Genomic DNA, 14,719 nt, shown 5'->3' with positions numbered 1-14,719 from the left:
GGATTCCCGGTGTGCAAACCGGGAGGGGATTATGGGCGATCCCGGCGCGAAAGGGAATTGACCTGCGGCAAAAAATCAGCGCAAAACGCAATCGTTTACCTCCCCGCCTATTTCTTATGCACTTTTTCGCATTTTAATTGCAGATAAATCATTTAGTGGAATAAACGCGCGGTGTCACACTCCTTAAAATTGTTATGAATGTTAGATAAAAGCAAACAATTAGTTATAAGGAGGAAGTATGCGCGTCATTACCCTGGCCGGAAGTCCACGATTCCCGTCGCGCTCCAGCGCCCTGCTGGAATATGCCCGTGAAAAACTGAATGCTCTGGATGTGGAAGTGTGCCACTGGAACCTGCATAACTTCGAACCTGAAGATTTGCTCTACGCCCGTTTCGACAGCCCCGCCCTGAAAACCCTTATTGAGCAACTTAACGGCGCGGACGGCCTGATCGTGGCCACGCCGATTTATAAAGCCTCTTTTTCCGGGGCGCTGAAAACCCTGCTCGATCTGCTTCCGGAACGCGCGCTGGACGGAAAGGTGGTGCTGCCGCTGGCAACGGGCGGTACGGTTGCCCATTTACTGGCCGTGGATTATGCCCTGAAGCCGGTGCTGAACGCGCTGAAAGCGCAGGAGATCCTCCACGGCGTTTTCGCCGATGACTCACAGGTTATCGACTATCAGCACAAACCCCACTTTACGCCCAACCTGCAAACCCGCCTCGATAACGCTCTGGAAACCTTCTGGCATGCCCTGCATCGCCGGGATATCCAGGCCCCGGCGTTTGGTCAGCCTCAAGGAGTCGCCCATGTTTAAAACCTTAACCCGTATCGGACTGGCCGGTTTGATGGCATTTACCTCGCTGGCCCATGCCGCAGAAACGGCTCCGGAAAGCTTACGTATCGGCTATCAGAAAGGCAGCGTCAGCATGGTGCTGGCAAAAAGCCACCAGCTTCTGGAAAAACGCTTCCCGGACACCAAATTCTCCTGGGTGGAGTTCCCTGCCGGCCCGCAGATGCTGGAGGCCCTTAACGTGGGCAGTATCGATCTCGGCAGCACGGGCGATATTCCGCCAATATTTGCCCAGGCGGCGGGAGCGGACCTCGTCTATGTAGGCGTTGAGCCGCCCAAGCCGAAGGCCGAGGTGATCCTGGTGCCTGAAAACAGCGATATCAAAAGCGTCGCCGATCTCAAAGGCCATAAGGTCGCATTCCAGAAAGGTTCCAGTTCACACAACCTGTTGCTGCGTGCCCTGCAAGAGGCCGGGCTCAAGTTCACTGACATTCAGCCTGTTTACCTGACGCCTGCCGACGCGCGCGCCGCGTTCCAGCAGAAGAACGTTGATGCCTGGGCCATCTGGGATCCGTACTACTCCGCCGCATTGCTGCAGGGCGGCGTTCGCGTGCTGAAAGACGGTACCACGCTGAAGCAAACCGGCTCGTTCTATCTGGCCGCGCGCCCTTATGCGGAAAAGAACGGCGCATTTATTCAGGGCGTGCTGGATACCTTTACCCAGGCCGATGCCCTGACTCAGAGCCAGCGTCAGGAGAGCATTGCCCTGCTGGCGAAAACCATGGGCTTACCTGAGCCGGTGATCGCGAGCTATCTCAACCACCGTCCGCCGACCACCATTACGCCCGTTGACGCACACGTCGCCGCGCTTCAGCAGCAAACGGCCGACCTCTTCTATCAAAACCACCTGGTTCCAAAACAGGTCACTATTCGCGAACGCATCTGGCAACCCGCAGGCAAAGAAGGAGCTAAATCATGAGTCTGAATCTTTTCTGGTTTTTACCCACCCACGGTGATGGACACTATCTTGGCACAGAAGAGGGTTCACGCCCGGTTGACCATGGCTACCTGCAGCAGATTGCACAGGCGGCGGACCGAATCGGTTTCACCGGGGTGCTGATCCCGACCGGACGGTCTTGTGAAGATGCGTGGCTGGTCGCCGCGTCGATGATCCCGGTCACTCAGCGTCTGAAATTCCTGGTGGCGTTACGCCCGAGCGTGGTCTCTCCTACCGTGGCGGCACGTCAGGCGGCAACGCTCGACCGACTGTCCAACGGCCGCGCCCTGTTTAACCTGGTGACGGGTAGCGATCCGCAGGAGCTGGCGGGCGACGGCGTGTTCCTCGACCATACCGAACGCTACGAAGCCTCCGCCGAGTTCACCCGCGTCTGGCGACGTCTGCTGGAAGGGGAAACCGTCACCTTTGAAGGCAAGCATATTCACGTTCGCGACGCGAAGCTCTACTTTCCGCCGGTGCAGCAGCCGCGCCCGCCGCTCTATTTTGGCGGGTCGTCGGATGTGGCGCAGGATCTGGCCGCAGAGCAGGTCGATCTCTATCTGACCTGGGGCGAACCGCCAGAACTGGTAAAAGAAAAAATTGCCCAGGTTCGCGCGAAAGCGGCCGCCCATGGCCGCAAGGTGCGCTTCGGTATCCGTCTGCATGTGATTGTGCGCGAGACCAATGAAGAAGCCTGGCAGGCGGCGGACCGCCTGATCTCCCATCTGGATGATGAAACGATCGCCAGAGCCCAGGCCGCGTTTGCCAAAACCGACTCCGTCGGGCAGCACCGGATGGCGTCCCTGCACAACGGCAAGCGCGAGAACCTGGAGATCAGCCCGAATCTGTGGGCAGGCGTCGGCCTGGTGCGCGGCGGTGCGGGCACAGCGCTGGTCGGCGACGGCCCGACCGTGGCCGCGCGTATCAATGAATACGCCGAACTGGGCATCGACAGCTTCATTCTCTCCGGTTATCCGCATCTGGAAGAGGCGTACAAGGTGGGCGAACTGCTGTTCCCGCACCTGGATGTCGCCATTCCGGAGGTGCCGCAGCCGCAGCGGCTCCAGCTTCAGGGCGAAGCCGTGGCGAACGAATTCATTCCACGCAAAGCCGCACAGAGCTAAGGAGTGACCATGTCTGCCACCTCACAAAAATGGCTGCTGCGCGCCGCGCCGTGGTTTTTACCCGTCGGCATTGTGGCGCTCTGGCAGCTCGCATCGTCTACCGGCTGGCTGTCGAGCCGCATTCTGCCCTCTCCGGAGGGCGTTGTAGAAGCGTTCTGGTCGCTGAGCGTTAGCGGAGAGCTGTGGCAGCACCTGGCGATCAGCTCCTGGCGCGCCGTGATCGGGTTTTCCATCGGCGGCAGCATCGGGCTGGTCCTGGGCCTGATCAGCGGCCTTTCACGCTGGGGTGAACGGCTGCTGGATACCTCCATCCAGATGCTGCGTAATGTGCCGCATCTGGCGCTGATCCCGCTGGTCATTTTGTGGTTTGGAATTGATGAGAGTGCCAAGATCTTCCTCGTGGCACTGGGCACGCTGTTCCCGATTTACATCAATACCTGGCACGGCATCCGCAATATCGATCGCGGTCTGGTGGAGATGGCGCGCAGCTATGGCTTATCGGGTTTTTCCCTCTTTATTCATGTGATTCTGCCGGGTGCCCTGCCCTCCATTATGGTCGGCGTGCGTTTTGCGCTCGGCCTGATGTGGCTGACGCTGATTGTAGCGGAAACCATCTCAGCTAACTCCGGGATTGGCTACCTGGCGATGAACGCCCGTGAATTCCTGCAAACGGACGTGGTGGTGGTTGCCATTATCCTTTATGCCCTGCTCGGCAAACTCGCTGACGTCAGCGCCCAGTGGCTGGAGCGCAACTGGCTGCGCTGGAACCCGGCCTATACCCTTCAGGAGGTGAAAGCATGAATACGGCACGACTGAATCAGGGGACCCCGTTACTGCTGAACGGCGTCACCAAACGCTACGGCGAAAACACCATTCTTAACGGACTGGATCTGCATATTCCCGCCGGACAGTTTGTGGCCGTTGTCGGGCGCAGCGGCGGCGGCAAGAGTACGCTGCTACGGCTGCTGGCCGGACTGGAAGCCCCCAACGGTGGCGACATTCTGGCAGGGACAACGCCGCTTGCGAATATCCAGGACGATACCCGCATGATGTTCCAGGACGCGCGGCTACTGCCGTGGAAAACGGTTATCGACAATGTCGGGCTCGGCCTTAAGGGCAGCTGGCGGGATGAAGCCCGCCAGGCGCTGGCCGCCGTTGGGCTGGAAAATCGCGCCGATGAGTGGCCTGCTGCCCTTTCGGGTGGACAGAAGCAGCGCGTGGCGCTGGCGCGGGCGTTAATTCACCGTCCGGGCCTGCTGTTGCTCGATGAACCGCTGGGCGCGCTCGACGCCCTGACGCGAATCGAAATGCAGGATTTGATTGGTTCCCTCTGGCAAGCGCACGGCTTTACGGTACTGCTGGTGACGCATGACGTGAGTGAAGCCGTCGCAATGGCCGACCGGGTGCTGTTAATAGAGGAAGGGAAAATCGGTCTGGATCTGACGGTGGATCTTCCGCGGCCTCGTCGCGTGGGTTCGGCAAGACTGGCGGAGCTGGAGGCTGAGGTATTGGATCGGGTGATGAAGCGAGGGGAAACGGAGTTGCGGCGAGTTAAGGCTAATGTCTGATCCCCTCACTCCGTCCCTCTCCCACGGGGAGAGGGAGAAAACACTAAAAACGGCAACCGAGGTTGCCGTTTTGCTTTTACCTGCCCACCGTTTTTTTTTCTACATCACGCTAAGGCTTTAGCAATCTTCTCGTACAGATCGCCAGACAGGTTTTCCAGCCCTTTCAGCTGCTCAAGCGCGGCACGCATCTTCGCCTGACGCTTCGCATCGTAGCGTTTAAGACGGATCAGCGGCTCAATCAGACGCGACGCCACCTGCGGGTTACGGCTGTTCAGCTCGGTCAGCATTTCCACCATGAACTGATAACCGCTGCCGTCTTCGGCGTGGAACGCGGCCGGGTTGCTGCTGGCAAACGCGCCAATCAGCGAACGCACGCGGTTTGGGTTGCTCAGGGTAAAGGAACGATGCTTCAGCAGGCTGCGCACGTTGCTGAGCGCATCGGCCGCCGGGCTGGTCGCCTGCAGGATGAACCACTTGTCCATCACCAGGCCATCCTGATGCCACTTGTCGTCGTACTCCTGCATCAGCGCATCGCGGCATGGCAGTTCGGCGGCAACGCTTGCGCCCAGCGCGGCCAGCGCGTCGGTCATGTTATCCGCTTCGTGATACTGCTTGCTCACCAGGGTGTTCGCCAGCTCGGTTTCACCAAACGCCAGATAGCGCAGGCAGGTGTTGCGCAGAGAACGTTTACCGATGTCCGCGTGCTCAACGCGATAAGCGTCAAGCTTGTTGGCGTTATAAATGGCGAGGAACTCGTCTGCCAGCTCAGCAGCCAGCGTACGGGTCAGCGCTTCACGCACCGCCACGATCGCGATCGGATCGATAATCTCGAACAACTCCGCGATTTCCGTTGCTGACGGCAGGGTCAGAATTTCAGCGGCGAGCGCCGGGTCAATCTTCTCATCCAGCAGGATCGCGCGGAACGCATCAGCCACGTGAACAGGCAGCGACAGCGGCTGGCCCTGCTGATGGCGGTTTACGTTGAGCTTGATGTAGGTCGCCAGCAGGCTTTGTGCGGCATCCCAGCGGGAGAAGTCGTTACGCGCGTGACGCATCAGGAACGTCAGTTGCTGATCGCTCCACTTGTACTCCAGCTTCACCGGCGCGGAGAATTCACACAGCAGCGCAGGCACCGGCTGGAAATAGACGTTATCGAAGATAAAGGTCTGCTCGGCCTGGGTCACGTTAAGCACGTGGTGTACCGGGTGACCGCCCTTCTGCAATGGGATCACTTTGCCTTCGTTATCGTACAGCTCAATGCTGAACGGAATATGCAGCGGGTATTTCTCTTCCTGCTCTGCCGTCGGCGGCGTGCGCTGGCTGATGGTCAGGGTGTACTGCTCGGTTTCTGGATTGTAATCGTCTTTGACGGTAACAATCGGCGTACCGGCCTGGCTGTACCAGCGGCGGAAGTGGGAAAGATCGACATTAGAGGCATCTTCCATTGCCTGCACAAAATCGTCGCAGGTGGCCGCGCTGCCGTCATGACGCTCGAAGTAGAGCTGCATCCCTTTCTGGAAGTTCTCTTCACCCAGCAGAGTGTGGATCATGCGGATAATTTCAGCGCCTTTCTCATACACCGTCAGGGTGTAGAAGTTGTTCATTTCGATGACTTTATCCGGGCGGATCGGATGCGCCATTGGGCTGGCATCTTCCGCAAACTGCAGGCCGCGCATGGTTCGCACGTTGTTGATGCGGTTCACTGCGCGTGACCCCAGATCGGAGCTGAACTCCTGGTCACGGAAGACGGTCAGGCCCTCTTTCAGGCTCAGCTGGAACCAGTCGCGGCAGGTGACGCGGTTACCGGTCCAGTTGTGGAAATATTCGTGGCCGATGACGCGTTCGATATCGAGATAATCTTTATCGGTGGCGGTATCGGTGCGCGCCAGCACGTATTTGGAGTTAAAGACGTTCAGGCCTTTGTTTTCCATTGCGCCCATATTAAAGAAATCAACGGCGACGATCATATAGATGTCGAGGTCATATTCGAGGCCGAAGCGCTCTTCGTCCCACTTCATGGAGTTGATGAGCGAGGTCATCGCCCACGGCGCGCGGTCCAGGTTACCACGGTCAACAAACAGCTCCAGCGCCACCTCGCGGCCTGAGCGCGTTTTGAAGGTGTCGCGCAGCACGTCGAAATCGCCCGCCACCAGCGCAAACAGGTAGCACGGTTTCGGGAAGGGATCCTGCCACTGAACCCAGTGACGGCCATTCTCCAGCTCGCCTTCACCTACGCGGTTGCCGTTGGAGAGCAGGAAGGGATACAGGGTTTTATCGGCGATGATTTTAGTGGTGAAGCGCGCCAGGACATCCGGGCGATCGAGATACCAGGTAATGTGGCGGAACCCTTCCGCTTCACACTGGGTACACAGCGCCACGCCAGACTGGTACAGCCCTTCCAGCGCGGTATTGGCGGCCGGGCTGATTTCATTCACGATGCGCAGCGTAAACTGATCCGGCAGGTTGTCGATGACCAGCTGGTTGTTTTCTTCTTTATAGTCCGACCAGGCTTCATCATTAATATGCAGGGAGACCAGCGTCAGGTCTTCACCATCCAGACGCAGCGGCACGGCAGTTGCGCTGTGGCGCGTCACCTGACTCACCGCCGTGACAACGGTTTTAGTGGCATCCAGATCAAAAGTCAGATCGATTTCGCTAATCAGATAATCCGGCGCACGGTAGTCGTGGCGGTATTTGGCTTGTGGCTGTTGTGTCATAGAAAACCTTATGCATCGTTTGTCGAGTAACGTTTCAATATATTCCTGTTGCGCAAAACGCGCTATGCAGAATGTTCATCTTTTCAGGGTCAACACCTTTTTTTGCTACATTTGTATAACACGGGGCACAAAATGCCCTCGACCATAAAACGCGCTTATGTTGTGATCGGGGTTCAATAAATCACTAAACAAGGTATACTCCGGAGTTGTTTATTGTACTAAACGCTCCTGTGAGAGGATGCTACTGCGCACCTATGACTCAATTCGCTTCTCCAGTTCTGCATACGTTGCTGGATACCGACGCGTATAAACTGCATATGCAGCAAGCCGTTTTCCACCATTACTATGACGTTCATGTCGCGGCGGAATTCCGCTGCCGTGGCGACGACTTGCTCGGTATCTACGCAGACGCCATTCGTGAACAGGTCAATGCTATGCAGCATCTGACGCTGCAGGACGAGGAATATCAGTGGCTTTCTGGCCTGCCTTTCTTCAAAGCCGACTACCTGAACTGGCTGCGCGATTTCCGCTATAGACCGGAGCAGGTCACCGTGGTTAACGATAACGGCAAGCTGGATATTCGCCTTGAAGGTCCGTGGCGGGAAGTGATCATGTGGGAAGTGCCGCTTCTGGCGGTGATCAGTGAACTGGCTCACCGCTATCGCTCACCGGAAACGGGCGTAGCGCAGGCGGTCGCCTCGCTGGAAAACAAGCTCGCTGACTTCTCCACGCTGACCGCAGGGCTGGACATGTCCCGCTTCCGCCTGATGGACTTTGGCACCCGTCGCCGTTTTTCGCGCGACGTCCAGGAGGCCATCGTTAAACGTCTGCAACAGGAGCCATGGTTCGTGGGCACCAGTAACTACGATCTGGCCCGCCGCCTCAACCTGACGCCAATGGGTACCCAGGCACACGAGTGGTTCCAGGCGCATCAGCAGATCAGCCCTGACCTGGCAAACAGCCAGCGCGCGGCACTGGCCGCATGGCTTGAGGAGTACCCGAATCAACTCGGGATCGCCCTCACCGACTGCATTACGATGGATGCCTTCCTGCGCGACTTTGGACCTGAATTTGCGGAGCGTTATCAGGGGCTACGCCACGATTCAGGGGATCCGATTGAGTGGGGCGAGAAGGCTATTGCCCATTACGAGAAACTGGGCATTGACCCGATGAGCAAGGTGCTGGTCTTCTCCGATAACCTCGATCTGGCGAAAGCCGTCGAACTCTATCGCCATTTCAACGCCAGAGTGAACCTGAGCTTCGGGATTGGTACCCGGTTAACCTGCGACATTCCTCAGGTAAAACCTCTGAATATCGTGATAAAGCTGGTGGAATGTAACGGCAAGCCGGTGGCGAAACTCTCCGACAGCCCGGGCAAAACCATCTGCCATGACAAGGCGTTTGTCCGCGCATTGCGCAAAGCCTTCGATCTTCCCCAGATCAAAAAAGCCAGTTAAGTGCTTAAGGGAGCCTTCATGGCTCCCCTCTTCTTATTTATTTCTCAATTCTTCTCTTTTGACTGCGAAATTTACTTGTCTGATAGCGGATGGCAGGTAACATAGATATCCCCCCATAAGGGTGGACAAGTGTTTATTTTTTCCGACTATTAACAGAGAGAATATTATGAGCGTTGTGCCTGTAGCCGACGTACTCCAGGGCCGTGTCGCCGTTGACCAGGAAGTCACCGTGCGCGGATGGGTGCGTACCCGCCGAGATTCTAAAGCTGGCATCTCCTTCCTTGCCGTCTATGACGGTTCCTGCTTTGATCCTGTACAGGCCGTCATTAATAATTCTCTGCCCAATTACAATGATGACGTTCTGCACCTGACGACGGGCTGTTCCGTTATTGTCACCGGCGTGGTCGTGGCATCCCCGGGTCAGGGTCAGAGTTTCGAAATTCAGGCTTCTGCCATTGAAGTCACCGGCTGGGTTGAAGATCCGGATACCTATCCGATGGCGGCTAAACGTCACAGCATTGAGTATCTGCGTGAAGTGGCGCACCTGCGTCCACGTACCAACCTGATTGGTGCGGTTGCTCGCGTACGTCATACGCTGGCGCAGGCGCTGCATCGTTTCTTCGATGAGCAGGGTTATTTCTGGGTGTCTACCCCGCTGATCACCGCGTCCGATACGGAAGGCGCCGGTGAGATGTTCCGCGTCTCAACGCTGGATCTCGAAAACCTGCCGCGCACCCCGGAAGGTAAAGTGGACTATGACAAAGACTTCTTTGGTAAAGAGGCCTTCCTGACCGTATCCGGTCAGCTCAACGGCGAAACGTACGCCTGCGCGCTGTCTAAAATCTACACCTTTGGCCCCACCTTCCGTGCCGAAAACTCCAACACCAGCCGTCACCTGGCGGAATTCTGGATGCTGGAGCCTGAAGTGGCGTTCGCCAACCTGGACGATGTTGCGGGTCTGGCGGAAGCGATGCTGAAGTATGTCTTCAAAGCGGTGCTGGAAGAGCGTCCGGACGACATGAAATTCTTCGCCGAGCGCGTAGACAGCGACGCAGTAGCCCGTCTGGAGCGCTTCGTCTCTGCCGATTTTGCGCAGGTGGACTACACCGACGCGGTGGCGATCCTCGAAAAATGCGGTGAGAAGTTCGAGAACCCGGTTTACTGGGGCGTAGACCTGGCGTCTGAGCACGAGCGCTATCTGGCCGAGAAGCATTTCAAAGCGCCGGTTGTCGTTAAAAACTACCCGAAAGACATTAAGGCCTTCTATATGCGCCTTAACGAAGACGGTAAAACCGTGGCAGCGATGGACGTCCTGGCGCCGGGCATCGGTGAAATCATCGGTGGTTCACAGCGTGAAGAGCGTCTTGACGTGCTGGACGCGCGTATGGAAGAGATGGGTCTCAACCCTGCGGACTACAGCTGGTACCGCGATCTGCGTCGTTACGGTACCGTACCGCACGCTGGTTTTGGTCTGGGCTTCGAGCGTCTGATCGCCTACGTGACCGGTGTGCAGAACGTTCGTGACGTGATTCCGTTCCCACGTACACCACGTAACGCCAGCTTCTAATCAGTAAAGACTAAAATGGCCAGCTTATGCTGGCCATTATTTTATTCTGCATTGTCAGTTTTCGTCAGCGCAAAGTCAGCTTCTTTAAACCATCACCCCGTCACAACCCCTGGTTGTTACGTTTTATTTCCACGAAATATCCAGCCACAAAAAATAAACCCCATTCTTATTGCGATTATTACATTCTCAAGCGATAGCACAAATTTCAACCCGTTTTACAGCCATCCAGAAGGCTTTTCGGCGCCATAAGAAAAAACGAGTCGTTTAGCATCTGTTTATATGAAATGCCTTTATCCAAATTAATCATAAGGAATTCATATATATAGGATATGCCCTGTCGCTTAATTCGCCAGGACGCTCTGAAGTTTGAGGTGGTTCACAAAGTTCCCAAAAATACATATTTGGTTACACATATTTTCTTTTGGTTACCTAATCTTGAGAATTGTAGCACTTTCAGGCTAGCGAAACGCTTCGGCGAATGGAAAGATGCCTGTCAGATACATAAAGACACCAAACTCTCATCAATAGTTCCGGAAATATTTATTGACAGAATTTATTGACGGCAGTGGCGAGTGTCATAAAAAAACCAATGAGGGTAATAAATAATGATGAAGCGCAATATTCTGGCAGTGGTAATCCCTGCCCTGCTGGTAGCCGGTGCAGCGAACGCTGCAGAAATCTATAACAAGAACGGCAACAAACTGGATCTGTACGGGAAAGTTAATGCTGAGCGTGACTTCGTTACCAATGGTGATAACACCAATAACTCAGATTCAACTTACGCGCAGATCGGTTTCAAAGGCGAAACTCAGATCAACGACCAACTGACCGGTTATGGTCAGTGGGAATACCGTGCACTGGCAAGCTCTGCGGAAGGTGAACAATCTGCAAACAACTCTACTCGTACTCGTCTGGCTTTCGCTGGCCTGAAAATGGCTGACGCTGGTAGCCTCGATTACGGCCGTAACTACGGCATCGTATACGATGTAGAATCCTACACCGACATGGCGCCAACCTGGTCCGGCGAAACCTGGGGTGGTGGTTATGTTGATAACTACATGACCAGCCGTTCTACTGGCCTGCTGACCTACCGTAACAACGATTTCTTCGGTCTGGTTGATGGTCTGAGCTTCGGTCTCCGTACCAGGCTAAAAACGAACGCGCTGACCTGCGTCGTGCGAATGGCGACGGTGTTGGTTACTCTGTAGCTTATGACTTCGGCAGTGGCTTTGCTCTGACTGGTGCGTACAGCAATGCGAACCGTACTGTTGACCAGAAGGCCGATGGTAAGGGCGACAAAGCTGAAGCATGGGCAATTGGCGGTAAATACGATGCCAACAGCCTGTATCTGGCAGCTGTGTATGCAGAAACCCGCAACATGAGCATCCTGGGCAACAGCACCGGTTCTAATACTCCGAATGCTGATGGTGACGTGTTCAACGTAGCGAATAAAACCCAGAACTTCGAAGTCATTGCTCAGTACCAGTTCGACTTCGGCCTGCGTCCATCCCTCTCCTACGTCCAGAGTAAAGGTAAAAACCTGAACACCGTATCTGGCGGCGATGCAGATCTGGCTAAGTACGTTGAAGTTGGTGCTACTTACTACTTCAACAAAAACTTCAACGTATCTGCTGACTACCGTATCAACCTGATCGACGAAGATCAGGCCAAGCGCACTGGCGGCGGCTGGGTTGGTACCGACGACCAGGTTGGCCTGGCAGCTGTTTACCAGTTCTAATCAGTACACCTCTTTGTTATATGCTTAATGAACAGGGCTTCGGCCCTGTTTTTTTATGCCTGACAGAAAATAATGGCGACTTTTGAAAAGCCGCACGCTTTTCGTCGCAAACGGTTGGCATTTTGTAAATCTACCGTTAACCTGATAGCGGATTTCACTTCTGTAATCACAATGGAACTTCGTCATGTTTGAGAACATTACCGCCGCTCCTGCCGACCCGATTCTGGGCCTGGCCGATCTGTTTCGTGCCGACGACCGCCCTGGCAAAATCAACCTGGGTATTGGTGTATATAAAGATGAAACCGGCAAAACTCCGGTACTGACCAGCGTTAAGAAAGCTGAGCAGTATCTGCTGGAAAACGAAACCACCAAAAACTACCTCGGTATTGATGGTATCCCTGAATTTGGTCGCTGCACCCAGGAGCTGCTGTTCGGTAAAGGCAGCGCAATTGTGAGTGACAAACGTGCCCGTACAGCTCAGACCCCGGGCGGTACCGGCGCGCTGCGCGTGGCGGCAGATTTCCTTGCGAAAAACACCTCTGTGAAGCGTGTCTGGGTAAGCAATCCAAGCTGGCCGAACCACAAGAGCGTGTTTAACTCTGCGGGTCTGGAAGTGCGTGAATACGCCTACTACGACGCAGCAAACCACTCTCTGGACTTTGACGGCCTGCTGGCAAGCCTGAGCGAAGCGCAGGCGGGTGACGTGGTGCTGTTCCACGGCTGCTGCCATAACCCAACCGGTATCGATCCAACGCTTGAGCAGTGGGAACACCTGGCGAAGCTGTCTGTAGAGAAAGGCTGGCTGCCGCTGTTTGACTTTGCCTACCAGGGCTTCGCCCGTGGTCTGGAAGAAGATGCTGAAGGCCTGCGCGCGTTCGCCGCCGTGCATCAGGAGCTGATCGTTGCCAGTTCCTATTCCAAGAACTTTGGTCTGTACAATGAGCGTGTAGGTGCCTGTACGCTGGTTGCGGCTAACGATGAGACCGTCGATCGCGCGTTCAGTCAGATGAAATCCGTTATCCGCGCTAACTACTCTAACCCACCGGCACACGGTGCATCTGTTGTTGCGACTATCCTGAGCAACGATGCGCTGCGCGCTATCTGGGAACAAGAGCTGAACGATATGCGTCAGCGTATTCAGCGCATGCGCCTGCTGTTTGTGAACACCCTGGCGGAGAAAGGCGCGGACCGCGACTTCAGCTTTATCATCAAACAGAACGGCATGTTCTCTTTCAGCGGCCTGACCAAAGAGCAGGTTCTGCGTCTGCGTGAAGAGTTCGGCGTGTACGCCGTGGCGTCTGGCCGCGTGAACGTTGCAGGCATGACGCCTGACAACATGGCGCCGCTGTGCGAAGCGATTGTCGCCGTACTGTAATTTGCGCCTATAAAAAAGCCTGCATTATGCAGGCTTTTTTTATGCGGGTTACCAGACAGGCATTTCATCCTGAAGGAACGGATTATGGAGCCGTTCATAGCCCAGCGTCGACATCGGACCGTGCCCAGGGATAAACGTCACATCATCACCCAGCGGCAATAACTTCTGTTTAATCGACTGAATCAGCTGTCCGTGATCGCCGCGCGGAAAATCGCTGCGTCCTACGCCACCTTTGAAAATCACATCGCCGGAGATCAGCAGACGGGACTGGTCATCAAAGAAGACGATATGGCCTGGCGTATGCCCAGGACAATGCAACACCTGTAAAGTCACATTCCCTATGCTAACGCGCTCTCCTTCATCCAGCCAGCGATCGGGCGTCAGAGGCTGACACTCATCAAGGCCAAACATGCGGCTTTGGGCAGGTAACCCCTGCAGCCAGAACTCATCTTCTTTTTCCGGACCGACAATCGGCACGCCGTAGTGTTCAGCCAGTTCAGCCGCTGCGCCCACATGGTCGAGATGACCATGCGTCAGTAAAATCTGCATGAGCGTCACGCCGCTGTCGGCGACTTCCTGCTTGATCTTCTCAGCGTCACCGCCGGGATCGACAAGCGCGGCCAGTTTAGTTTGTTCGCACCAGATGAGTGAACAATTCTGGGAGAACGCGGTAACCGGAATAATACGATAGTTCATACTGCTCCTGTGTTTCGTTATTACCAGTGCCGAACCGGACCGGTATCAATATGCACAAAGTTGCTGCTGGGGTAATATCCTACACCACCTGCGCGCATAGATAACGCAGCTTTGCGAATATTGGCTAACGAAACGCCCTCAATATGGAAATCCATTGCCTGGCCCTTCGTGTGATAGCTTTTTTTCGCTACCCCGCGACTGTGGGCGCGCAGTTCATTATTGGTATCAACCGAGCGATAACCAGAAATAAGCTGCACCGGCTTGCTGGTACCCAGCAGGCCCTGAAGGCGGAAAAGCTGATCAAACAGTCCTGGGTCGATGGCTTTAATTTTATTCGCGCGGAAATCACGGAAAAAATGGTTAAGTCTTGCTAATTCATCCTGAATATAGCCTCTGCCATCGAAGAACTCCGCTTTTAACGACTCACCGGTATGAAGATTGTTGAGCGTTAAAACTCGCGGACGAGGTGTCGAGAGGGTGGCAAATGCTGGCGTCGGCAAGATGGCCGCTGCGCCAAGCGCAACACCACCTAACGCCAGCAGTTTGCGGCGATTAGCGTCAAATTTGTCCATGATAATCAGGTCTACAGGTAAAAGAAATCGTAATATGCTTAGCGCACGAAGGGCACCATAACTGGCAAAACCGGGTACGTCAAGGCGCCCAACCCCAGTGAATACGCGGCTTGCAGCG

General features: G+C 55.4%; 11 protein-coding genes and 1 pseudogene. 9 read left to right on the top strand and 3 right to left on the bottom strand.

Annotation, left to right across the window (positions count from 1 at the left end; translation table 11 throughout):
• The first annotated feature begins 238 nt into the window (after positions 1-238).
• Genes ssuE through ssuB form a run of 5 tightly spaced genes read left to right on the top strand, consistent with a single transcriptional unit; the run spans position 239 to position 4,479 of the window.
• Positions 239-814, top strand: a complete 576-nt coding sequence (gene ssuE, locus ABFV38_RS07585) for an NADPH-dependent FMN reductase (RefSeq protein ID WP_008499940.1) — start codon at positions 239-241, stop codon at positions 812-814.
• Complete coding sequence (locus tag ABFV38_RS07580) at positions 807-1,769, top strand: sulfonate ABC transporter substrate-binding protein (RefSeq protein WP_196346081.1); 963 nt, start codon at positions 807-809, stop codon at positions 1,767-1,769. The genes ssuE and ABFV38_RS07580 overlap by 8 nt, the downstream gene beginning before the upstream one ends.
• Entirely contained in the window at positions 1,766-2,911 is a 1,146-nt protein-coding gene (gene ssuD / locus ABFV38_RS07575; protein WP_045908372.1) for an FMNH2-dependent alkanesulfonate monooxygenase, read from the top strand. Before ABFV38_RS07580 ends, ssuD begins: the two co-directional genes overlap by 4 nt.
• 9 nt (positions 2,912-2,920) lie before the next feature.
• Entirely contained in the window at positions 2,921-3,712 is a 792-nt protein-coding gene (gene ssuC / locus ABFV38_RS07570) for an aliphatic sulfonate ABC transporter permease SsuC (protein ID WP_348959010.1), read from the top strand.
• Entirely contained in the window at positions 3,709-4,479 is a 771-nt protein-coding gene (gene ssuB, locus ABFV38_RS07565) for an aliphatic sulfonates ABC transporter ATP-binding protein (RefSeq protein ID WP_048027219.1), read from the top strand. Before ssuC ends, ssuB begins: the two co-directional genes overlap by 4 nt.
• A gap of 104 nt (positions 4,480-4,583) precedes the next feature.
• Here ssuB and pepN read toward each other — a convergent pair whose 3' ends face one another.
• Positions 4,584-7,196, bottom strand: a complete 2,613-nt coding sequence (pepN, locus tag ABFV38_RS07560) for an aminopeptidase N (RefSeq protein ID WP_047651293.1) — start codon at positions 7,194-7,196, stop codon at positions 4,584-4,586.
• A 254-nt stretch (positions 7,197-7,450) separates the two neighbouring features.
• Between pepN and pncB the strand changes: the two genes are divergently transcribed.
• The 4 genes and pseudogenes from pncB (at position 7,451) to aspC (ending at position 13,333) form a co-directional block, all read left to right on the top strand.
• Entirely contained in the window at positions 7,451-8,653 is a 1,203-nt protein-coding gene (pncB, locus tag ABFV38_RS07555) for a nicotinate phosphoribosyltransferase (protein WP_048027215.1), read from the top strand.
• 166 nt (positions 8,654-8,819) lie between these two features.
• Positions 8,820-10,220: an asparagine--tRNA ligase gene (asnS, locus tag ABFV38_RS07550; protein WP_023615887.1), complete on the top strand. Its 1,401-nt coding sequence runs from the start codon at positions 8,820-8,822 to the stop codon at positions 10,218-10,220.
• 605 nt (positions 10,221-10,825) lie between these two features.
• A pseudogene (locus ABFV38_RS07545) lies at positions 10,826-11,958 on the top strand (porin).
• A 184-nt stretch (positions 11,959-12,142) separates the two neighbouring features.
• Positions 12,143-13,333 carry an aspartate transaminase gene (gene aspC / locus ABFV38_RS07540; protein ID WP_008499949.1) on the top strand — a complete coding sequence of 397 codons (1,191 nt, stop codon included), beginning with the start codon at positions 12,143-12,145 and terminating at the stop codon, positions 13,331-13,333.
• Between the two features lie 48 nt (positions 13,334-13,381).
• On the opposite strand, the gene ABFV38_RS07535 is transcribed toward aspC, so the two are convergent.
• On the bottom strand, positions 13,382-14,029 hold the full coding sequence (locus ABFV38_RS07535) for an MBL fold metallo-hydrolase (protein ID WP_063621313.1): 648 nt from the start codon (positions 14,027-14,029) through the stop codon (positions 13,382-13,384).
• 20 nt (positions 14,030-14,049) lie between these two features.
• Positions 14,050-14,601 (bottom strand): YcbK family protein, encoded by a 552-nt coding sequence (locus ABFV38_RS07530; protein WP_014169403.1) that lies wholly within the window; start codon positions 14,599-14,601, stop codon positions 14,050-14,052.
• Positions 14,602-14,719: the final 118 nt, after the last annotated feature.

Origin of the sequence: Enterobacter cloacae complex sp. Mu1197 (assembly GCF_040059225.1) — a bacterium.
GTDB classification, from domain to species: domain Bacteria; phylum Pseudomonadota; class Gammaproteobacteria; order Enterobacterales; family Enterobacteriaceae; genus Enterobacter; species Enterobacter quasiroggenkampii.
This window is presented reverse-complemented; position numbering and strand designations above follow the sequence as displayed.